This is a genomic window from Kosakonia sp. SMBL-WEM22 (assembly GCF_014490785.1).
Classification (GTDB): Bacteria; Pseudomonadota; Gammaproteobacteria; order Enterobacterales; family Enterobacteriaceae; genus Kosakonia.
In genome coordinates, this window is record NZ_CP051488.1 from 4,781,382 (window position 1) to 4,802,820 (window position 21,439).

A 21,439-nucleotide genomic window follows, 5' to 3' on the forward strand; every position below is an offset into this window, starting at 1 on the left:
TGTTTGGCTGAGCAATCTCCTAAATAGGTATTAGCGTTGGGTGGGAAACCCTCTCCAGTGTGTGATTTTTCATATTATTCACTGTCATCTGGTGTTAACCTCCTGCCCATTGTTCCCACTTATTTAATAACGCCGAGCCATAGCATTATCTAAAGAGACGCTCTCGTTGCGCGCCGCCAGGCGCACCGCAGAGAGCCATGGCAGGCCGATAAAAGCGTATGAGTAAAAAAGAGCAAACGTTAATGACGCCCTACCTACAGTTTAATCGCAGCCAGTGGGCTGCCCTTCGTGCTTCGGTTCCTATGACGCTGACCGAAGGCGAAATTGCGAGATTAAAAGGCATTAATGAAGACCTTTCTCTAGAAGAAGTGGCGGAAATTTATCTTCCTCTTTCCCGTTTACTCAATTTCTATATCAGCTCTAACCTGCGCCGCCAGGCTGTGCTTGAGCAATTCCTTGGCACTAATGGGCAGCGTATTCCTTATATCATCAGCATTGCCGGAAGCGTGGCGGTAGGCAAAAGCACTACGGCACGCGTGCTGCAAGCCTTGTTGAGCCGCTGGCCTGAGCACCGTCGCGTTGAGCTCATTACTACCGATGGTTTTTTGCATCCCAATCAAGTGTTGAAAGATCGTGGTTTGATGAAGAAGAAAGGCTTTCCGCAATCCTATGATATGCATCGCCTTGTTAAATTCGTTTCAGATATCAAATCCGGGGTAACCAATGTCACCGCGCCGGTCTATTCGCACCTGATCTATGATGTCATTCCAGATGGCGATAAAACGGTTGCTCAGCCCGATATTCTGATTCTTGAAGGGTTGAATGTTCTGCAAAGCGGTATGGATTATCCTCATGACCCGCATCATGTATTTGTCTCCGACTTTGTCGACTTTTCAATATATGTCGATGCGCCTGAAGAGTTGCTGCAGAACTGGTATATCAATCGCTTCCTGAAATTCCGCGAAGGGGCGTTTACCAATCCGGACTCTTATTTCCATAACTATGCGAAATTGTCGAAAGAGGAAGCCGTCGAGATTGCGCAATCGCTGTGGAAAGAAATTAACGGGTTAAATCTTAAGGAAAATATCCTGCCAACCCGCGAGCGGGCAAGCCTGATTATGACCAAAAGCGCTAATCATGCTGTTGAGGAAGTGCGCCTGCGTAAGTAATACAAAAGGGAGCATCTCTGCTCCCTTACTATTATTCCGCGCTGCGTAGTGATATTTCCCCACCAACCCAGGGTTTAACCACGCCATCCTGCTCAAGCAATAAAGCACCCTGCGCATCAATGCCGCGAGAGATACCAAAGATCTCTTTTTCGCCAATGATTAATTTAACCGGCCGGTTAATAAAATTATCCAGCACTTCCCAGCGGGGGAGAAAAGGCGCGAGTCCTTCTTGTTCAAAGCAGTACAATGCGCTGCGCAACTCTGTAATAAGCCGGGCTGCAAGAACATTGCGGTCTATACGCACACCCGCTTCCTGCAGATTGATCCATCCCTGATTAATATCCCCTGCCTGAGCATTTCGCATGGCTAAATTTACACCGGCACCAATCACGATCTGCGCCGCATCGCCTGTTTTTCCCGTTAATTCGACAAGAATACCTGCAAGTTTACGATCCTGGAGATAGAGGTCGTTAGGCCATTTAACCCGCACCTGATCAGCACCCAAGTCGCGTAATACTTCTGTCATGACGATGCCGATAACGAGGCTTAAGCCAATAGCAGCTGCGGGGCCTTGTTCGAGACGCCAGTACATGGAGATATAGAGATTAGCACCAAATGGCGAGACCCATTTCCGTCCACGGCGTCCACGTCCTGCCTGCTGATACTCGGCGACACAGGCATCGCCGGACTGCAAACTGCCAAGTCGATCCAGCAAATATTGGTTAGTGGAGTCAATGACAGGCAATACCGCCACGCTCCCTTGCTCAACTTCGCGACGGATGAAGTTTTCATCCAATAACTGAATAGGTTCAGGCAGACTGTATCCTTTTCCCGGTACGGTAAACACATCCACACCCCAGTCCCGGAGCGTCTGTATATGTTTATTGATTGCAGCCCGACTCATACCAAGACTTTCGCCAAGTTGTTCACCGGAGTGAAACTCGCCATCAGCCAGAATCGAGATCAGCGTCAAGGGGATAGTATTATCTTTCACGCAATAATCTCCACGGCATTCACCTCACCGGCATGACCAATAAAGCGCACCTCTGGCTCTAGCCAGACATTAAATTTTTCACCGACGCGCTGGCGCACTATATGGGCAAGCTGAACCACATCATCACTTGTCGCGTGACCAGTATTAATGAGCACCAGAGCCTGTAGATAATGAACGGCAGCGCCACCTGTTGATGTGCCTTTCAACTGGCATTGGTCGATAAGCCAACCGGCGGCCAGTTTCACTGAGCCATCGGCCTGCGGATAGTGCGGGGCATGGGGATGAGTAGCCAGCAGAGCAACCGCCTGTTCAGCTGTGATCACCGGGTTTTTGAAGAAGCTACCCGCATTACCATAAATTTTGGGGTCCGGTAGTTTGCTGGTACGCATATGACACACGGCATCGAAGACCTGCTGAGGCGTTACTGTCGCAGGATCAAGACGGATTAAGTCCCCATACGTGAGCACCGGTTGCCACGCTTTAGCCAGACGCAACCCTACAGCAGTGATCGCAACGCGATCCTGGCACTCATGCTTGAATATGCTGTCACGATAGCCAAAGCGGCACTCTTTTGCCGTTAACCGCTGTTGTTTACCACTGTTTAGCTCAACGCAATCAACATAATCGCAGACACGCTTCAGCTCAACGCCGTATGCGCCGATATTCTGGATAGGTGAGGATCCTGTACAGCCAGGGATCAACGCGAGATTTTCGAGGCCTGGCATCCCGCGCTCAAGTGTGAACTGCACAAGTTGATGCCAGTTCTCACCGGCGCCAACGTGTAGCAGCCATGCATCAGCCTCTTCGCTAATCTTGATGCCTTTGATGCGGTTGATGATGACGGTTCCGGCAAAATCCTCCAGGAAAAGCACATTACTGCCCTCTCCAAGGATCAGCACCGGTTGCTGATGCTCTAATGCACTCTGCCAGGCATCCAGCAGTTGTTGGGTATTCTCAGCGCATACGATGCGACGGGCACTATGCTCGATACCAAAAGTGTTCCACGGCTTAAGAGAGAGATTCATTCACGCTATCCTGATGCAAAAACAGGGCTAGTTTACCGTATACGAAGGGGGAGTGCTTGCGGTGTTTCAGGAAGATACAACGCAAAAAGCCTCATGCTTTCGCATGAGGCTTTCGCTTTATTTGATGCCTGGCAGTTCCCTACTCTCGCATGGGGAGACCCCACACTACCATCGGCGCTACGGCGTTTCACTTCTGAGTTCGGCATGGGGTCAGGTGGGACCACCGCGCTAGTGCCGCCAGGCAAATTCTTTGTGCCCGGAACGTCTCTTTTACCCTGATGCGGCGTTGGCTGCGCTCGTAAAGTCAGTCACATACTTCAGTATGCTCCTTCCTTTCCGTCACTGGCCGCCTTGCCTCAGCGCAAAAGCGTTCGTTCCTTCAAATCTGGTATCAGCTGAAAATCTGTCTCTCACGCCAAAACATCTTCGGCGTTGTAAGGTTAAGCCTCACGGTTCATTAGTACCGGTTAGCTCAACGCATCGCTGCGCTTACACACCCGGCCTATCAACGTCGTCGTCTTCAACGTTCCTTCAGGAGACTTAAAGTCTCAGGGAGAACTCATCTCGGGGCAAGTTTCGTGCTTAGATGCTTTCAGCACTTATCTCTTCCGCATTTAGCTACCGGGCAGTGCCATTGGCATGACAACCCGAACACCAGTGATGCGTCCACTCCGGTCCTCTCGTACTAGGAGCAGCCCCCCTCAATTCTCCAGCGCCCACGGCAGATAGGGACCGAACTGTCTCACGACGTTCTAAACCCAGCTCGCGTACCACTTTAAATGGCGAACAGCCATACCCTTGGGACCTACTTCAGCCCCAGGATGTGATGAGCCGACATCGAGGTGCCAAACACCGCCGTCGATATGAACTCTTGGGCGGTATCAGCCTGTTATCCCCGGAGTACCTTTTATCCGTTGAGCGATGGCCCTTCCATTCAGAACCACCGGATCACTATGACCTGCTTTCGCACCTGCTCGCGCCGTCACGCTCGCAGTCAAGCCAGCTTATGCCATTGCACTAACCTCCTGATGTCCGACCAGGATTAGCTGACCTTCGTGCTCCTCCGTTACGCTTTAGGAGGAGACCGCCCCAGTCAAACTACCCACCAGACACTGTCCGCAACCCGGATCACGGGTCCACGTTAGAACATCAAACATTAAAGGGTGGTATTTCAAGGTTGGCTCCACGCAGACTGGCGTCCACGCTTCAAAGCCTCCCACCTATCCTACACATCAAGGCTCAATGTTCAGTGTCAAGCTATAGTAAAGGTTCACGGGGTCTTTCCGTCTTGCCGCGGGTACACTGCATCTTCACAGCGAGTTCAATTTCACTGAGTCTCGGGTGGAGACAGCCTGGCCATCATTACGCCATTCGTGCAGGTCGGAACTTACCCGACAAGGAATTTCGCTACCTTAGGACCGTTATAGTTACGGCCGCCGTTTACCGGGGCTTCGATCAAGAGCTTCACCTTGCGGTTGACCCCATCAATTAACCTTCCGGCACCGGGCAGGCGTCACACCGTATACGTCCACTTTCGTGTTTGCACAGTGCTGTGTTTTTAATAAACAGTTGCAGCCAGCTGGTATCTTCGACTGGTTTCAGCTCCGTGAGCAAGTCACTTCACCTACGCACCAGCGTGCCTTCTCCCGAAGTTACGGCACCATTTTGCCTAGTTCCTTCACCCGAGTTCTCTCAAGCGCCTTGGTATTCTCTACCTGACCACCTGTGTCGGTTTGGGGTACGATTTCGTGTTACCTGATGCTTAGAGGCTTTTCCTGGAAGCAGGGCATTTGTCACTTCAGCACCGTAGTGCCTCGTCATCACGCCTCAGTGTTAGAGTGAACCGGATTTACCTGGAACACACACCTACACGCTTAAACCGGGACAACCGTCGCCCGGCCGACATAGCCTTCTCCGTCCCCCCTTCGCAGTAACACCAAGTACAGGAATATTAACCTGTTTCCCATCGACTACGCCTTTCGGCCTCGCCTTAGGGGTCGACTCACCCTGCCCCGATTAACGTTGGACAGGAACCCTTGGTCTTCCGGCGAGCGGGCTTTTCACCCGCTTTATCGTTACTTATGTCAGCATTCGCACTTCTGATACCTCCAGCATGCCTCACAGCACACCTTCGCAGGCTTACAGAACGCTCCCCTACCCAACAACACATAGTGTCGCTGCCGCAGCTTCGGTGCATGGTTTAGCCCCGTTACATCTTCCGCGCAGGCCGACTCGACCAGTGAGCTATTACGCTTTCTTTAAATGATGGCTGCTTCTAAGCCAACATCCTGGCTGTCTGGGCCTTCCCACATCGTTTCCCACTTAACCATGACTTTGGGACCTTAGCTGGCGGTCTGGGTTGTTTCCCTCTTCACGACGGACGTTAGCACCCGCCGTGTGTCTCCCGTGATAACATTCTCCGGTATTCGTAGTTTGCATCGGGTTGGTAAGCCGGGATGGCCCCCTAGCCGAAACAGTGCTCTACCCCCGGAGATGAATTCACGAGGCGCTACCTAAATAGCTTTCGGGGAGAACCAGCTATCTCCCGGTTTGATTGGCCTTTCACCCCCAGCCACAGGTCATCCGCTAATTTTTCAACATTAGTCGGTTCGGTCCTCCAGTTAGTGTTACCCAACCTTCAACCTGCCCATGGCTAGATCACCGGGTTTCGGGTCTATACCCTGCAACTTAACGCCCAGTTAAGACTCGGTTTCCCTTCGGCTCCCCTATACGGTTAACCTTGCTACAGAATATAAGTCGCTGACCCATTATACAAAAGGTACGCAGTCACCCCATAAAGAGGCTCCCACTGCTTGTACGTACACGGTTTCAGGTTCTTTTTCACTCCCCTCGCCGGGGTTCTTTTCGCCTTTCCCTCACGGTACTGGTTCACTATCGGTCAGTCAGGAGTATTTAGCCTTGGAGGATGGTCCCCCCATATTCAGACAGGATACCACGTGTCCCGCCCTACTCATCGAGCTCACAGCCAGAGTGCTTTTGTGTACGGGGCTGTCACCCTGTATCGCGCGACTTTCCAGACGCTTCCACTAACACTCAGGCTGATTCAGGCTCTGGGCTGTTCCCCGTTCGCTCGCCGCTACTGGGGGAATCTCGGTTGATTTCTTTTCCTCGGGGTACTTAGATGTTTCAGTTCCCCCGGTTCGCCTCGTTAACCTATGTATTCAGTTAACGATAGTGCAACGGATTGCACTGGGTTTCCCCATTCGGACATCGCCGGCTGTAACGGTTCATATCACCTTACCGGCGCTTTTCGCAGATTAGCACGTCCTTCATCGCCTCTGACTGCCAGGGCATCCACCGTGTACGCTTAGTCGCTTAACCTCACAACCCGAAGATGTTTCGAGAACACCTTAAGTTGCGAAAATTTGAGAGACTCACAGAACAATTCGCATTGTTCAGTGTTTCAATTTTCAGCTTGATCCAGATTTTTAAAGAGCAAAACTTCGCAGCACACACAGAATGTGTACTCTGAAGTTTTCTTGTACCGAACAGTGAGGATGGTGGAGCTATGCGGGATCGAACCGCAGACCTCCTGCGTGCAAAGCAGGCGCTCTCCCAGCTGAGCTATAGCCCCATCGTAGTTAAACTCTGTTACCCGTAATTTTTCCTGAGACAAGGCGTGAAAGGTCGAAGCATACTGAAGTATGCGAGTCGTTTCACAACGCTGTATTCAGGGAAAATTTGGTAGGCCTGAGTGGACTTGAACCACCGACCTCACCCTTATCAGGGGTGCGCTCTAACCACCTGAGCTACAAGCCTGCAGAGATTTTCACTGCTCGTTATTTTTCATCAGACAATCTGTGTGGACACTACAGGGAAAGGTTCTTTAAGGTAAGGAGGTGATCCAACCGCAGGTTCCCCTACGGTTACCTTGTTACGACTTCACCCCAGTCATGAATCACAAAGTGGTAAGCGCCCTCCCGAAGGTTAAGCTACCTACTTCTTTTGCAACCCACTCCCATGGTGTGACGGGCGGTGTGTACAAGGCCCGGGAACGTATTCACCGTGACATTCTGATTCACGATTACTAGCGATTCCGACTTCATGGAGTCGAGTTGCAGACTCCAATCCGGACTACGACGCACTTTATGAGGTCCGCTTGCTCTCGCGAGGTCGCTTCTCTTTGTATGCGCCATTGTAGCACGTGTGTAGCCCTGGTCGTAAGGGCCATGATGACTTGACGTCATCCCCACCTTCCTCCAGTTTATCACTGGCAGTCTCCTTTGAGTTCCCGGCCTAACCGCTGGCAACAAAGGATAAGGGTTGCGCTCGTTGCGGGACTTAACCCAACATTTCACAACACGAGCTGACGACAGCCATGCAGCACCTGTCTCACAGTTCCCGAAGGCACCAATCCATCTCTGGAAAGTTCTGTGGATGTCAAGACCAGGTAAGGTTCTTCGCGTTGCATCGAATTAAACCACATGCTCCACCGCTTGTGCGGGCCCCCGTCAATTCATTTGAGTTTTAACCTTGCGGCCGTACTCCCCAGGCGGTCGACTTAACGCGTTAGCTCCGGAAGCCACGCCTCAAGGGCACAACCTCCAAGTCGACATCGTTTACGGCGTGGACTACCAGGGTATCTAATCCTGTTTGCTCCCCACGCTTTCGCACCTGAGCGTCAGTCTTCGTCCAGGGGGCCGCCTTCGCCACCGGTATTCCTCCAGATCTCTACGCATTTCACCGCTACACCTGGAATTCTACCCCCCTCTACGAGACTCAAGCCTGCCAGTTTCGGATGCAGTTCCCAGGTTGAGCCCGGGGATTTCACATCCGACTTGACAGACCGCCTGCGTGCGCTTTACGCCCAGTAATTCCGATTAACGCTTGCACCCTCCGTATTACCGCGGCTGCTGGCACGGAGTTAGCCGGTGCTTCTTCTGCGGGTAACGTCAATCGACGCGGTTATTAACCGCATCGCCTTCCTCCCCGCTGAAAGTACTTTACAACCCGAAGGCCTTCTTCATACACGCGGCATGGCTGCATCAGGCTTGCGCCCATTGTGCAATATTCCCCACTGCTGCCTCCCGTAGGAGTCTGGACCGTGTCTCAGTTCCAGTGTGGCTGGTCATCCTCTCAGACCAGCTAGGGATCGTCGCCTAGGTGAGCCGTTACCCCACCTACTAGCTAATCCCATCTGGGCACATCTGATGGCAAGAGGCCCGAAGGTCCCCCTCTTTGGTCTTGCGACGTTATGCGGTATTAGCTACCGTTTCCAGTAGTTATCCCCCTCCATCAGGCAGTTTCCCAGACATTACTCACCCGTCCGCCACTCGTCAGCAAAGCAGCAAGCTGCTTCCTGTTACCGTTCGACTTGCATGTGTTAGGCCTGCCGCCAGCGTTCAATCTGAGCCATGATCAAACTCTTCAATTTAAAGTTTGATGCTCATCGAATTAAACCGTAATGAATTACGTGTTCACCCGTGAGACTTGGTATTCATTTAGTGTCCGAAGACATTAAGAATCCATGTCACCTGAGTGCCCACACAGATTGTCTGATAAATTGTTAAAGAGCAGTGCCGCTTCGCTTTTCGCTGCGGCGCGGGGTGTGCATATTACGCTTTCCCGCTGTGAAGTCAACTGATTATTTTCAGATTTCTTCACCTGACAGGCCGGTGTGTTTGCCGTTGTGCCGTGTCAGTGGAGGCGCATTATAGGGAGTTAATTCCTGCTGACAACCCCTAATTTCAAAAAACTTTTCGTTCGCTTAATTTTCCGTCGCAATGCCCATTAAACGGGCGATTTGCTCTTTAACTGAGCGATTTCGCGGGCGAAATGCGCCACCTGCTGCCAGTCGGTATAGACCACTTCCTGACTGGTGTTCGTTTCGCCCCCCGTCATCTTCATAATTAACCGAATCATAAAGCGATCGTACCAGCGATAACGCGGATAACGGAGCGCGCCGGCAAACACGGCACAGTGATCCGGCTTCCAGGGAGATGAAAGAAGGAATTTACGCGTATAGCTATTTGTCTGCGGCGAACTCTTCTCAGGTTTGCGCGCCACCAGGTTAACGGAATAGAAAGCGCTTGGCAGAGTATTGAGCGTTTGCAGATGCTTTTTCACAAAGCTCTCCAGCGCCGGGTGGAAATGACCATAGCGAATAGACGCCCCAATCACTACGCGGTCATACTTCGTCCACTCAATCTCCGGCGTGCGGTTCAGGTTCACCACATCGGCATACACGCCCAGCTCTTTCAGTTCAGAGGCGAGGTAAGAGGCAATCTCCCGCGTTTGCCCATCCCGGGTAGAGAAAAGAATCAATGTTTTCACGTAACGCTCCCTTATTCGCGCCAGAAAGTGGGGGTAAACAGCACCAGCAGGGTGAAGACCTCCAGACGACCAAACAACATGTTGGCAATAAGCACCCATTTTGCCACCGGGTTCATACTGGCGAAGTTGTCTGCCACCACGCCCAGCCCCGGCCCCAGGTTATTGAGCGTAGCCACAACTGAAGCAAAGGCAGAGAAATCATCCACGCCTGTGGCGATAATCGCCAGCATGCTGACAATAAAGACCAGCGCATAGGCGGAGAAGAACCCCCATACAGCTTCAAGAATACGTTCCGGCAGCGCGCGCTGGCCGAGCTTAATGCTATAAACCGCATTCGGGTGTACCAGACGCTTCAACTCACGGTTCCCCTGCTTGAAGAGCAGCAAGATGCGGATCACTTTCAGGCCGCCGCCCGTTGAACCGGCACAACCACCGATAAATGCCGAGCACAACAACAGCACCGGCAGGAACAGTGGCCAGCGGGCAATACTGTCTGTAGTAAAGCCAGCCGTGGTCGCCATAGAGACCACCTGGAAGAAAGCCTGGTTCACCGTGGTCAGCGCCGAGGTGTAGACATCATGGAACCAGAGCACCACGGTACAGATGACCACCAGCGTCAGCTGCACGCCAATAAACATGCGGAATTCCGGATCGCGCCAGTACACCTTCAGGCTGCGCCCGCTCAACAGCGAGAAGTGCAAACCGTAGTTACAGCCGGAGATCAGTAAGAAGATAGCAATAATGGTGTTAATCGTCGGGCTGTCGAAGTAGCCGATACTGGCATCGTGCGTCGAGAAGCCGCCGATAGCGATAGTGGCGAAGCTGTGCCCGATGGCGTCAAACGCTGGCATGCCGGCAAACCACAGCGCCAGCGCGCAGGCCACCGTCAGTAAGACATAGATGAGCCACAACGTCTTCGCCGTTTCCGCAATACGCGGACGCATCTTGTTATCCTTCAGCGGCCCCGGCATCTCGGCGCGATAGAGCTGCATACCGCCGACGCCAAGGATAGGCAGAATGGCAACGGCCAGCACAATGATCCCCATCCCGCCGAACCACTGCAGCATCTGGCGATAAAAGAGAATGGCGTGCGGCAGCGAATCGAGCCCCACCAGCGTGGTGGCTCCCGTAGTCGTCAAGCCAGAGAAGGATTCAAAAAAGGCGTCGGTCACCGTCAGGTTCGGGCTTTCCGAGAAGATAAAGGGCAGCGCACCGACGCTGCCCAGCACGGTCCAGAAGAGCACTACGATCAAAAACCCTTCACGGGATTTCAGCTCCCCTTTCTCACGACGGTTCGGCCACCACAAGATGGAGCCAATCACTAGCGCGGCGAGAAAGGTCTGAGTAAACGCGCGCCCTGCGCCGTCACGGTAAATAAGGGCTACCAGTCCAGGTAAGATCATCGTTCCGGAAAAGAGGATGACCAGCAGTCCAACGATTCGGGTTATGGCGCGAAAATGCATCTCTGCCGCTTCCTATGGTGTTCAGAAAATCAGGTGGCGATTATTCTTCAGTTTTTAACAATTGCAATGCGCCACGGCTAAAATCAGCCAGCTTTGCCGAAAAGGCCTCCAGATGACTCTGCGGAAGCGCGACACGCAGCCGCACCGCGGCCTGATAGTCGCTGGAGACAATTTTCCCGTCGAACTGCCCGAGCAGCGCTTCAATTCCCGCAAGCTGTGCATAATCGCAACACAAAGTATATTCGGTTAACGGCATTTTGCGGGTGGTGGTGAGCTGCGTGAGCGCCTGCTGCACGCCGCCGCCATACGCCTTCACCAGCCCGCCGGTGCCCAACAACACGCCGCCATAGTAACGCACCACTACCGCGGTAATCTCCCCCACGCCGCTGCCCATCAGCTGCGCGAGGATGGGCTTGCCCGCCGTCCCTGCCGGTTCGCCATCGTCAGAAAAGCCTAGCTGTTGTGAATCATCCGGCGCACCGGCGACCCACGCCACACAATGGTGACGTGCAGTTGGATGTTCAGCGCGCACGGACTCAACGAACGCCTTTGCCGCCTCGACGCCATCCGTGTGCGCCAGCAGAGTAATAAAGCGGCTCTTTTTGATCTCCTCGCTAAAGGTGACCGGCGCCGCCGGAATAGGCCAGCTCTCCATTACGCCAGCTTCAGATCCCGCGTCATGTTCTCGGTACCATTTTCATGGATGACGACGTTATCTTCGATACGAATACCGCCGAACGGTTTCAGCGCCTCAATTTTCTGCCAGTTGAAGTGCTTACCGAGCGGCCCATCACGCCACGGTGCCAGCAGCGACTCAATAAAGTAGATGCCCGGCTCAATGGTGACGACCATGCGCGGCTGCATCACGCGCGTGCAGCGCAGGTAGGGGTATTTCGACGGTGCGGCGAGATGGGTGCCGGTGTCATCCTGCATAAACCCGCCGACATCATGCACCTGCAAACCGAGCGGGTGGCCGAGACCATGTGGCATAAATGGCCCGGTAATATTCTGCTCAACCATCGCCTCTTCGCTGATATCGGTGACGATCTGGTGGCGACGCAGCAGTTTCGCGATGCGCTGATGGAACTGAATATGGTAATCAACGTAGTTAACGCCCGCCTTCAGAGTGGCGATCAGCGCGAGCTGCTCTTCATTCACATCTTTTATAAGCTGCGCAAAGTCGGTGTCGCTGTTCGCCGCCCAGGTGCGGGTTAAATCGGCGGCATAACCGTTATATTCCGCACCGGCATCCAGCAGGAAACTGCGCATTTCAGCAGGCGCGCGATGATCGAGTTTGGTGTAGTGCAGCACTGCAGCATGCTCATTAAGCGCCACGATATTGCCGTACGGCACATCGGTATCACGATGCCCGGTAGCGGTGAGATAGGCCAGGTTGATGTCGAACTCGCTCATCCCGGACTGGAACGCCTCATGCGCCGCGCGATGACCGATCACCGCGGTCTTCTGCGCTTCGCGCATACAAGCCAGCTCGTAATCCGTTTTATAGGCGCGATAGTAGTGCAGATAATTAATCACCGCTTTCGGATTGATATTGCTGGCGGCGATATCGAGCTTCAGCGCGCGCTCGGGCACCGGGCCAATATAGGCGATATTGCCGCGTGCGGCGGGTAGCTGGCCGCCGATATCATCGGCTTTCGGCAGGGCAATCACCTCAATCTCTTCGGTCCAGAAAGCGGTCGGCAGCGGCTCAACGTTATGCCAGTAATCGACCGGCAGGTAGAACCACAGCTTCGGCTTGTTTACGCCATCAACCAGCAGCCAGCAGTTCGGTACCTGTGTCACCGGCACCCAGGCTTTGAATTGCGGGTTCACTTTAAAGGGATAAGGGTGGTCATCAAGAAAGACGTTAAACAGCTCACCAGAGTGAATCAGTAACGCGTCAAGGTTACTGCGCGCCAGCACGTCACGCGCGCGTTCTTGTAAGGTAACAATATGATTTTTATACAGCGCTGCCAGCGAATCCATCGTCTTTCCTTCTGTTAATCAAGACCACAAGTTGTCGCATCTTAGCACACCTCCTTTTATGTGAGTGATTTCCGCCGAGCGTGATCGATGCTGCAATTTTTTAATGACTCATTTGCAATTTATTAACATAAAAACCACACTCCGCTTCATCTGGTACGACCAGATCACTGCTGAATTCTGGAGACTGACATGCTCTACAAAGGCAATAACCTGTACCTCAACTGGCTGGAAGATGGCATTGCCGAACTGGTGTTCGATGCGCCCGGCTCAGTGAATAAGCTTGATACCGCCACCGTCGCCAGCCTCGGCGAAGCGCTGGACGTGCTGGAGAAGCAAACAGATCTAAAAGGGCTGCTGCTGCGCTCGGAGAAAGCGGCCTTTATCGTTGGTGCCGACATTACCGAATTCCTCTCCCTCTTCCAGGTTCCTCAGGAGCAGCTGAGCCAGTGGCTGCATTTCGCCAATAGCGTCTTTAATCGCCTGGAAGATCTGCCGGTGCCGACCCTCTCTGCGGTCAACGGTTACGCCCTTGGCGGCGGCTGCGAATGTGTGCTGGCAACGGACTACCGCCTGGCGACGCCGGATCTGCGCATCGGTCTGCCGGAAACCAAGCTCGGCATTATGCCGGGTTTTGGCGGCTCGGTGCGTCTGCCGCGCCTGCTGGGTGCCGACAGCGCGCTGGAGATTATCGCCGCCGGAAAAGATGTTGACGCTGAACAGGCGCTGAAAATTGGCCTTGTCGATGGCATCGTGAAGCCAGAGAAAATTCGTGAAGGCGCTGTTGCCATTCTGCGCCAGGCAATGAATGGCGATCTCGACTGGAGAGCGAAGCGTCAGCCGAAGCTTGAGCCGTTGAAGCTCAGCAAAATCGAAGCGTCGATGAGTTTCACCATCGCCAAAGGCATGGTGATGCAGACCGCCGGTAAACACTACCCTGCGCCGATCACCGCGGTGAAAACCATTGAAGCGGCGGCGAAGCTGGGGCGCGACGAGGCGTTAAAGCTGGAGAACCAGAGTTTCGTCCCGCTGGCGCACAGTAAAGAAGCGCGCGCGCTGGTTGGTATCTTCCTTAACGATCAATACATCAAAGGCAAAGCGAAGAAGCTCACCGCCGATGTCGAGACGCCAAAACAGGCGGCCGTGCTGGGCGCGGGCATTATGGGCGGCGGCATTGCCTACCAGTCAGCCTGGAAAGGCGTGCCGGTGTTAATGAAGGATATTAATGAGAAGTCGCTCAGCCTCGGCATTAACGAAGCGGGCAAGCTGCTGAATAAACAGCTTGAGCGCGGCAAAATCGACGGACTCAAGCTGGCGAAGGTGATCGCCACTATCCAGCCGACGCTGGAGTACGCCGGGTTCGAACGCGTGGATGTCGTTGTCGAAGCAGTTGTAGAAAACCCGAAGGTGAAAAAAGCGGTGCTGGCGGAGACGGAAGAGAAAGTGCGCCCGGATACCGTGCTGGCCTCCAACACCTCCACCATTCCTATCAGCGAGCTGGCAAGCGTGCTGAAACGCCCGGAGAACTTCTGCGGCATGCACTTCTTTAACCCGGTGCACCGTATGCCGCTGGTTGAAGTGATCCGCGGTGAGAAAACCTCCGATCAGACCATCGCCAAAGTGGTGGCCTGGGCGAGCAAGATGGGCAAAACCCCGATTGTGGTCAACGACTGCCCCGGCTTCTTCGTTAACCGTGTGCTGTTCCCCTACTTTGCTGCTTTCAGTCAGCTGCTGCGCGACGGCGCTGACTTCCGCAAAATCGACAAAGTGATGGAGAAACAGTTCGGCTGGCCGATGGGCCCGGCTTACCTGCTCGACGTTGTCGGTATTGATACCGCGCATCATGCACAGGCAGTGATGGCCGCCGGTTTCCCGCAGCGTATGCAGAAAGATTACCGCGACGCCATCGACGCGCTGTTTGAGGCGAACCGCTTTGGGCAGAAGAATGGCCTCGGCTTCTGGCGCTATAAAGAGGACAGCAAAGGCAAACCGAAGAAAGAGGAAGATAGCGCCGTTGAGAGCCTGCTGGCCGAAGTTCGCCAGGGCAGCCATGAGTTCTCCGATCAGGAGATCATCGCCCGCATGATGATCCCGATGGTGAACGAAGTGGTGCGCTGCCTCGAAGAGGGCATTATCGCCAGCCCAGCCGAAGCAGATATGGCGCTGGTGTATGGCCTCGGCTTCCCTCCGTTCCACGGCGGCGCTTTCCGCTGGCTCGATACGCTTGGCAGCGCGAAATACCTCGATATGGCGCAAGCGTATCAGCACCTCGGGCCGCTATATGAGGTCCCGGCCGGGTTACGTGAAAAGGCGCGCCACAACGAGCCTTACTATCCCGCGGTTGAACCTGCGCGCCCGGTTGGCGCTTTAAAAACGGCTTAAGGAGTCACAATGGAACAGGTTGTCATTGTCGATGCAGTACGTACCCCGATGGGCCGTTCAAAAGGCGGCGCTTTTCGCCACGTCCGCGCGGAAGATCTCTCTGCGCACTTGATGCGTAGCCTTTTGGCGCGCAACCCGGCGCTGGAAGCGAGTGCGATTGACGATATTTATTGGGGCTGCGTACAGCAGACCCTTGAGCAGGGTTTCAACATTGCCCGTAACGCCGCGCTGTTAGCGGAGATCCCCCACTCGGTTCCGGCGGTGACCGTCAACCGCCTGTGCGGGTCGTCGATGCAGGCGCTGCATGATGCCGCGCGTATGATCATGACTGGTGATGCGCAGGTCTGCCTGGTGGGCGGCGTGGAACATATGGGCCATGTGCCGATGAACCACGGTGTCGATTTCCACCCGGGCATGAGCCGTAACGTTGCTAAAGCAGCGGGAATGATGGGGCTGACCGCAGAAATGCTGTCGCGCATGCACGGCATCAGCCGTGAGATGCAGGATGCTTTCGCCGCCCGCTCTCATGCTCGCGCCTGGGCCGCCACGCAGTCCGGCGCGTTCAAAAACGAGATCATTCCCACCGGCGGGCATGATGCTGACGGCGTGCTCAAGCAGTTTAATTACGACGAAGTGATCCGCCCGGAAACCACCGTTGAGGCACTCTCGACGCTGCGCCCGGCATTCGACCCGGTCAGCGGCACCGTTACCGCCGGGACATCATCGGCGCTGTCGGATGGCGCATCGGCGATGCTGGTGATGAGCGAAAGCCGCGCCCGTGAGCTCGGCTTAACGCCGCGCGCGCGGATCCGCTCGATGGCGGTGGTCGGCTGCGATCCGTCGATTATGGGTTACGGCCCGGTGCCGGCGTCGCAGCTGGCGCTAAAAAAAGCGGGGCTGACCGCCAGCGATATCGATCTGTTTGAGATGAACGAAGCCTTTGCCGCGCAGATCCTGCCGTGCATTAAAGATCTGGGGCTGATGGAGCAGATCGACGAGAAGATCAATCTCAACGGCGGCGCGATCGCTCTTGGTCACCCGCTGGGCTGCTCCGGTACCCGTATCAGCACCACGCTGCTCAACCTGATGGAGCGTAAAGACGCCCAGTTGGGTCTGGCAACGATGTGTATCGGTTTGGGTCAGGGGATCGCCACGGTATTTGAGCGCCTTTAACACCTCACCTATGCCAAGGGCGCAGCGCTTGCCCGGCCTACAACAGCACACTCCGTAGGCCGGATAAGGCGTAAGCCGCCATCCGGCACGAAACGCCGGGGGCGCTGCGCTTGCCCGGCCTACAAAAGCATACTCCCGTAGGCCGGATAAGGCGTAAGCCGCCATCCGGCACGGAACGCCGGGGGCGCTGCGCTTGCCCGGCCTACAAAAGCACCATCACGTAGGCCGGATAAGGCGTAAGCCGCCATCCGGCATATACGCTGAACGAGTGAAACTTTAGTTGCCGTTTTTACCGCCTGTCAGGGGCGGTTTTTTTATGGCGTCATACGAAAGGCAGCTAACGCCGCTATGGCGGCAAGGGCAAACAACGCGGTTTTATCGAGCCATTGGCGTCAGAGCAAGGCGGCAACTGAGAGAGTCCCCGGGAGCATAGATAACTATGTGACCGGGGTGAACGAAGGCAGCCAACGCCGCTATGGCGGCGAGGGCGAAGATAAAATCAGATGAACGCGAACGCGTCACCAAACAACCGATCCTCACGCGCGCCGCGCTCGCTGCAGAAGAGATCGCGGGCGATTTTTGCCATCTCGAAGCGGCCGGCGATGTAGATATCGTGCCCGGAAAGGGAGCCGAAATCCTGCAGCACGGCAGCGAGTACGGTGCCTGACCGGCCGCGCCACTCTTCATCCGGCTGCTCTACCACCGGTACCACGTTAAGATTCGGGTGTGTAACCGACAGCGCTTCTAGCTCGGAGAGATCGTAGAGGTGCTTCGCTTCACGCCCGCCCCAGTAAATGGTGATATCGCGGTCCGGGGTTTTCGCCAGCGAAGTGAGCAGAATAGAGCGCACGTAGGAGAAACCTGTCCCGCCGGCAATCAGCACCATCGGGCGCTCTTCATCGTCGCGCAGCCAGGCATCACCGTGGGGAATGTCGATAACGATTTCGCGCTCTTTCAGGATGCGATCCATCACCGCCATTGCGTAAAGGTTTAACTCGGAAGCACCGATATGCAGTTCGATATAGTCGTGCTGATCGGGAGTCGACGCCATGGAGAAGGGGCGCTTGTCACGCTCATCCATCACCACCATCAAGTACTGGCCTGCACGAAATGAAAATGCCGCTTCCGGCACTAAACGGACGCGATACACGGTATCAGTGATGGCATCTACCGAGGTCACTTTACAGCTTAAGGTTGTCATGCGCTCTCTCTGTCGGGTCTATTTTTCGGCGTTCATTATGGCCAGTTCATCCCAGATGGCGTCGATTCGCGCCGTCACCTCGGGATCTTTCTTGATCGGGCGACCCCACTCACGGTCGGTTTCGCCAGGCCATTTATTGGTGGCATCCAGGCCCATTTTTGAACCAAGCCCGGAAACCGGCGAGGCAAAATCCAGATAATCGATCGGCGTATTCTCCACCAGAACCGTATCCCGCGCAGGGTCCATTCGGGTGGTGATGGCCCAGATCACATCGTTCCAATCGCGGGCGTTAACATCGTCATCGCACACGATCACAAATTTGGTGTACATAAACTGGCGCAGGAAAGACCAGACGCCCATCATCACGCGTTTGGCATGCCCGGCATACTGCTTCTTGATGGTCACGACCGCCAGGCGATAGGAACACCCTTCCGGCGGCAGATAGAAATCAACAATCTCCGGGAACTGCTTTTGCAGGATCGGCACAAAGACTTCATTCAGCGCCACGCCCAGCACCGCAGGCTCATCCGGCGGCCGTCCGGTGTAGGTGGAGTGGTAAATCGCATCTTCACGCTGCGTGATATGCGTGACCGTAAATACCGGGAAGTTATCGATTTCATTATAGTAGCCGGTGTGATCGCCATAGGGCCCTTCTGGCGCCATCTCACCCGCTTCAATATAGCCTTCCAGCACAATCTCGGCGCTGGCAGGCACTTCGAGATCGTTTGATATGCACTTCACGACTTCGGTTTTATTGCCGCGCAGCAGCCCGGCAAAGGCATATTCAGAGAGGGTGTCCGGCACCGGCGTTACTGCGCCAAGAATGGTGGCCGGGTCGGCACCCAGCGCCACGGCGACCGGGAAACGCTCGCCCGGGCGAGCATTTTGCCACTCCTGAAAATCGAGGGCGCCGCCGCGGTGGGAGAGCCAGCGCATAATTAGCTTATTTTTGCCAATCAGCTGCTGGCGGTAGATCCCCAGGTTCTGGCGCTCTTTGTGCGGCCCGCGGGTGACGGTCAGCCCCCAGGTGATCAGCGGCGCAGCATCTTCCGGCCAGCACTGCATAATCGGGATGGTGTGCAGATCGACGGCATCGCCCTGCACCACCTTTTGCTGGCACGGCGCACCGCGCAGGCGTTTGGTCGGCATGTTCAGCACTTGCTTGAACTGCGGCAGCTTATCGAAGAGATCGCGGAACCCTTTTGGCGGCTCCGGCTCTTTCAGGAACGCCAACAGTTTGCCGACGTCACGCAGCGCGCTGACATCATCCTGTCCCATGCCCAGTGCGACACGACGCGGCGTGCCGAAGAGGTTGCACAACACCGGCATCGCATAGCCTTTCGGATTTTCAAACAACAACGCCGGACCGCCCGCACGCAGCGTACGATCGGCTATTTCCGTCATTTCCAGATAGGGATCAACCGGAAGCGCGATGCGTTTTAGCTCGCCCTGTTGTTCAAGTAGTGTCAGAAAATCGCGAAGATCGGTGTATTTCATGGGGTTATGATTGCCTCCAGATAAGCGCTTTATTATACGGTGTTCGTCCTAAGGTTGCTGTATTTTTGTTAAATCCGCGTGAAATACAACGGCATTGCTCAGTCAGCGTTATAATCACCTTAGCCATCATGCGGTGGTTTTGATATTCTTGCGGCCGAACTTACGGAAAAGAGTCATTATGCAATCCTGGTATCTACTCTACTGCAAACGAGGCCAACTTCAGCGCGCCCAGGAACACCTGGAACGCCAGTCAGTCTCCTGTCTGACGCCGATGATTGCGCTGGAAAAGATCGTCCGCGGCAAGCGGACAACGGTGAAAGAGCCTCTCTTTCCAAACTACCTGTTTGTGGAATTCGATCCAGAGGTCATACACACCACGACCATCAACGCAACGCGCGGCGTCAGCCACTTTGTACGTTTTGGTATTCATCCGGCAAGCGTTCCACAGGCCGTGATCCAACAGCTTGAAGCGTATCAGCCGGAAGGGATAACCGATCCGGAAACGCCCTATCCTGGGGACAGCGTTGTGATTACGGAAGGTGCGCTGGAAGGGTTGCAGGCTATTTTCAAAGAGCCGGATGGCGAAGCCCGCTCCATGCTGCTGCTGCATCTTCTCAATAAGCAAGTTTTGCAGAGTGTCAAAAACACCGATTTCCGCAAAGCCTGACCGCTTAAAGCTCTATCCCGAATAGCCGCTTCACGTTCTCATCCGTCGCAGTGCTCAGCGCCTGCGGCGCTTCACTGCGCAGTTCGGCAACCGTCGTCAGAATATGCCGGAGCAGAGCAGGCTCATTGCGCCGCGATGCGGGCTTCGGTTTAAGATCGCGTGGCAGCAGCCAGGGTGCGTCGGTCTCAATCATCAGCCGATCGGCAGGTATCAGCGGCACGACCTCACGCAGCTCCAGCCCTCGCCGCTCATCGCACACCCAGCCGGTAATGCCAAGATAGAGACCGCGCGCAATGCACGCCTGCGCCTCGTGCGCCGAACCGGTAAAGCAGTGCAGCACTGCGCCGGGGAGCTTATCGAGCCACGGATCCAGCAGGGCGAGAAAGCGCTCATGGGCATCGCGACAGTGTAAAAACACCGGCAGATTAAGCTCAGCGGCTAATGCCAGCTGCGCGCTGAACGCCCGCTCCTGCTCCTGCGGGGTTGAGAAGTTGCGGTTAAAATCGAGCCCGCATTCGCCGATCGCTACCACGCCCGGCATGGCTGCCAGAGCATGAATTGCCTGCGCGGTCTCTTCCGCCCAGCTACTGCTGTCATGGGGATGCACCCCGGCTGTCGACCAGCAGCGCGCGTAGCGCTGCGTCAACTGCTGCGCCTGTTGGCTCTCATGCAGGTTAGTCCCGGTGATCAGCATCCCACTCACGCCCGCCGCCTGCGCACGGGAGACGATGTCGTCCCGGTCACGGTCAAACTGCGAGCTGGTTAAATTCACGCCAATATCAAACATGCATTTTCCCATACAACAACCGCCCTGGCGGGCGGCTGATTATTACTCTGTGGTTTCCGTTTCGCTCTCATCGTGCGGCATGCGTCGTTTACCGACGTAGAAGCGGGCAAAGAAGACGCCGACTTCAAACAGGCAATACATCGGGATTGCCAGCAGCGTTTGCGAAAAGACATCCGGCGGCGTCAGCAGCATACCGACAACAAACGCGCCTACCAGCACGTAGGGGCGCTTCTGCCGTAGATCGTCCGGCGTGGTAACGCCCATCCAGCAAAGCAGGACAATAGCAACCGGCACTTCAAACGAGACGCCGAAGGCCATAAACAGCGCCATCACGAAGCTGAGATAGCTGGCAATATCGGTCGAGACCTGCACCCCTTCCGGCGCGGTATGGGTCAAAAAGCCAAACGCCAGCGGGAAGACCACGAAGTAGGCGAACGCCATTCCGATATAGAACAGCAGCGAGCTGGAGACCAACAGCGGCACCACCAGGCGGCGCTCATGCTTATAGAGCGCGGGTGCGACAAAGGCCCACACCTGGTAGAGCACTACCGGCGCGGAGAGGATCAGTGACACCATAAAGGTGAGCTTGATCGGGGTGAAGAAGGGCGAGGCAACATCGGTGGCGATCATCGTCGCGCCCAGCGGCATCTGTTTAATCAGCGGCGCGGAGACCAGCTGGTAAATATCATTCGCGAAGTAGACCAGCGCGAGGAAAATCACCATCACCGCAATGATGCAGTTCAACAGACGTTTACGCAGCTCAATCAGGTGCGCGATCAGCGGTTGGGTATCGTCTACGGCCAT

The 21,439-nt window shown here is 55.1% G+C and carries 14 protein-coding genes, 2 tRNA genes and 3 rRNA genes; 4 read left to right on the forward strand and 15 right to left on the reverse strand.

The window, feature by feature from the left end; genetic code table 11:
• Positions 1–218: 218 nt before the first annotated feature.
• Positions 219–1,169 carry a type I pantothenate kinase gene (coaA, locus tag HF650_RS23075; protein WP_034812588.1) on the forward strand — a complete coding sequence of 317 codons (951 nt, stop codon included), beginning with the start codon at positions 219–221 and terminating at the stop codon, positions 1,167–1,169.
• A 31-nt stretch (positions 1,170–1,200) separates the two neighbouring features.
• Here coaA and birA read toward each other — a convergent pair whose 3' ends face one another.
• The 11 genes from birA to pepQ form a co-directional block, all read right to left on the reverse strand.
• Positions 1,201–2,163: a bifunctional biotin--[acetyl-CoA-carboxylase] ligase/biotin operon repressor BirA gene (gene birA, locus HF650_RS23080; protein ID WP_187800514.1), complete on the reverse strand. Its 963-nt coding sequence runs from the start codon at positions 2,161–2,163 to the stop codon at positions 1,201–1,203.
• On the reverse strand, positions 2,160–3,188 hold the full coding sequence (murB, locus tag HF650_RS23085) for a UDP-N-acetylmuramate dehydrogenase (RefSeq protein WP_187800515.1): 1,029 nt from the start codon (positions 3,186–3,188) through the stop codon (positions 2,160–2,162). The genes birA and murB overlap by 4 nt, the downstream gene beginning before the upstream one ends.
• Positions 3,189–3,314: 126 nt before the next feature.
• Positions 3,315–3,430 (reverse strand): 5S ribosomal RNA (rrf, locus tag HF650_RS23090).
• Between the two features lie 194 nt (positions 3,431–3,624).
• Positions 3,625–6,530 (reverse strand): 23S ribosomal RNA (locus tag HF650_RS23095).
• Between the two features lie 177 nt (positions 6,531–6,707).
• Positions 6,708–6,783 (reverse strand) — tRNA-Ala (locus HF650_RS23100).
• 108 nt (positions 6,784–6,891) lie between these two features.
• Positions 6,892–6,968: transfer RNA gene (locus HF650_RS23105), tRNA-Ile, on the reverse strand.
• 73 nt (positions 6,969–7,041) lie between these two features.
• Positions 7,042–8,583, reverse strand: a 16S ribosomal RNA gene (locus HF650_RS23110).
• Together the 16S, 23S and 5S rRNA genes with 2 tRNA genes alongside form the textbook arrangement of a ribosomal RNA operon.
• A gap of 356 nt (positions 8,584–8,939) precedes the next feature.
• Positions 8,940–9,482, reverse strand: a complete 543-nt coding sequence (gene hemG, locus HF650_RS23115) for a menaquinone-dependent protoporphyrinogen IX dehydrogenase (RefSeq protein ID WP_187800516.1) — start codon at positions 9,480–9,482, stop codon at positions 8,940–8,942.
• 11 nt (positions 9,483–9,493) lie between these two features.
• Positions 9,494–10,945 carry a Trk system potassium transporter TrkH gene (trkH, locus tag HF650_RS23120; protein WP_023479564.1) on the reverse strand — a complete coding sequence of 484 codons (1,452 nt, stop codon included), beginning with the start codon at positions 10,943–10,945 and terminating at the stop codon, positions 9,494–9,496.
• 40 nt (positions 10,946–10,985) lie between these two features.
• Positions 10,986–11,600 carry an IMPACT family protein gene (locus tag HF650_RS23125; protein WP_187800517.1) on the reverse strand — a complete coding sequence of 205 codons (615 nt, stop codon included), beginning with the start codon at positions 11,598–11,600 and terminating at the stop codon, positions 10,986–10,988.
• Entirely contained in the window at positions 11,600–12,931 is a 1,332-nt protein-coding gene (gene pepQ, locus HF650_RS23130; RefSeq protein ID WP_187800518.1) for a Xaa-Pro dipeptidase, read from the reverse strand. Before pepQ ends, HF650_RS23125 begins: the two co-directional genes overlap by 1 nt.
• Positions 12,932–13,120: 189 nt before the next feature.
• Between pepQ and fadB the strand changes: the two genes are divergently transcribed.
• Both fadB and fadA read left to right on the forward strand, forming a co-directional pair.
• The gene (fadB, locus tag HF650_RS23135; protein WP_187800519.1) at positions 13,121–15,310 is read left to right on the forward strand and encodes a fatty acid oxidation complex subunit alpha FadB; all 2,190 of its coding nucleotides are present in this window, start codon (positions 13,121–13,123) and stop codon (positions 15,308–15,310) included.
• A 9-nt stretch (positions 15,311–15,319) separates the two neighbouring features.
• The gene (gene fadA / locus HF650_RS23140; protein WP_187800520.1) at positions 15,320–16,483 is read left to right on the forward strand and encodes an acetyl-CoA C-acyltransferase FadA; all 1,164 of its coding nucleotides are present in this window, start codon (positions 15,320–15,322) and stop codon (positions 16,481–16,483) included.
• A 499-nt stretch (positions 16,484–16,982) separates the two neighbouring features.
• On the opposite strand, the gene fre is transcribed toward fadA, so the two are convergent.
• Positions 16,983–17,684: an NAD(P)H-flavin reductase gene (gene fre / locus HF650_RS23145; RefSeq protein WP_187800521.1), complete on the reverse strand. Its 702-nt coding sequence runs from the start codon at positions 17,682–17,684 to the stop codon at positions 16,983–16,985.
• Positions 17,685–17,702: 18 nt separating this feature from the next.
• Positions 17,703–19,181 (reverse strand): 4-hydroxy-3-polyprenylbenzoate decarboxylase, encoded by a 1,479-nt coding sequence (ubiD, locus tag HF650_RS23150; RefSeq protein WP_023479541.1) that lies wholly within the window; start codon positions 19,179–19,181, stop codon positions 17,703–17,705.
• 178 nt (positions 19,182–19,359) lie between these two features.
• Between ubiD and rfaH the strand changes: the two genes are divergently transcribed.
• Positions 19,360–19,848 carry a transcription/translation regulatory transformer protein RfaH gene (gene rfaH, locus HF650_RS23155; RefSeq protein WP_187800522.1) on the forward strand — a complete coding sequence of 163 codons (489 nt, stop codon included), beginning with the start codon at positions 19,360–19,362 and terminating at the stop codon, positions 19,846–19,848.
• A 4-nt stretch (positions 19,849–19,852) separates the two neighbouring features.
• Here rfaH and tatD read toward each other — a convergent pair whose 3' ends face one another.
• A complete protein-coding gene (tatD, locus tag HF650_RS23160) occupies positions 19,853–20,647 on the reverse strand; it encodes a 3'-5' ssDNA/RNA exonuclease TatD (RefSeq protein WP_187800523.1) in 795 nt (264 codons plus the stop codon).
• 30 nt (positions 20,648–20,677) lie between these two features.
• Positions 20,678–21,439, reverse strand: a complete 762-nt coding sequence (tatC, locus tag HF650_RS23165) for a Sec-independent protein translocase subunit TatC (RefSeq protein WP_187800524.1) — start codon at positions 21,437–21,439, stop codon at positions 20,678–20,680.

Excerpts from the sequence above, each read along its gene's own strand:
- coaA (WP_034812588.1), top strand. The coding sequence starts at position 219 with ATGAGTAAAAAAGAGCAAACGTTAATGACGCCCTACCTACAGTTTAAT.
- murB (WP_187800515.1), bottom strand. The coding sequence starts at position 3,188 with ATGAATCTCTCTCTTAAGCCGTGGAACACTTTTGGTATCGAGCATAGT.
- trkH (WP_023479564.1), bottom strand. The coding sequence starts at position 10,945 with ATGCATTTTCGCGCCATAACCCGAATCGTTGGACTGCTGGTCATCCTC.
- HF650_RS23125 (WP_187800517.1), bottom strand. The coding sequence starts at position 11,600 with ATGGAGAGCTGGCCTATTCCGGCGGCGCCGGTCACCTTTAGCGAGGAG.
- pepQ (WP_187800518.1), bottom strand. The coding sequence starts at position 12,931 with ATGGATTCGCTGGCAGCGCTGTATAAAAATCATATTGTTACCTTACAA.
- fadB (WP_187800519.1), top strand. The coding sequence starts at position 13,121 with ATGCTCTACAAAGGCAATAACCTGTACCTCAACTGGCTGGAAGATGGC.
- fadA (WP_187800520.1), top strand. The coding sequence starts at position 15,320 with ATGGAACAGGTTGTCATTGTCGATGCAGTACGTACCCCGATGGGCCGT.
- fre (WP_187800521.1), bottom strand. The coding sequence starts at position 17,684 with ATGACAACCTTAAGCTGTAAAGTGACCTCGGTAGATGCCATCACTGAT.
- ubiD (WP_023479541.1), bottom strand. The coding sequence starts at position 19,181 with ATGAAATACACCGATCTTCGCGATTTTCTGACACTACTTGAACAACAG.
- rfaH (WP_187800522.1), top strand. The coding sequence starts at position 19,360 with ATGCAATCCTGGTATCTACTCTACTGCAAACGAGGCCAACTTCAGCGC.
- tatD (WP_187800523.1), bottom strand. The coding sequence starts at position 20,647 with ATGGGAAAATGCATGTTTGATATTGGCGTGAATTTAACCAGCTCGCAG.
- tatC (WP_187800524.1), bottom strand. The coding sequence starts at position 21,439 with ATGGCCGTAGACGATACCCAACCGCTGATCGCGCACCTGATTGAGCTG.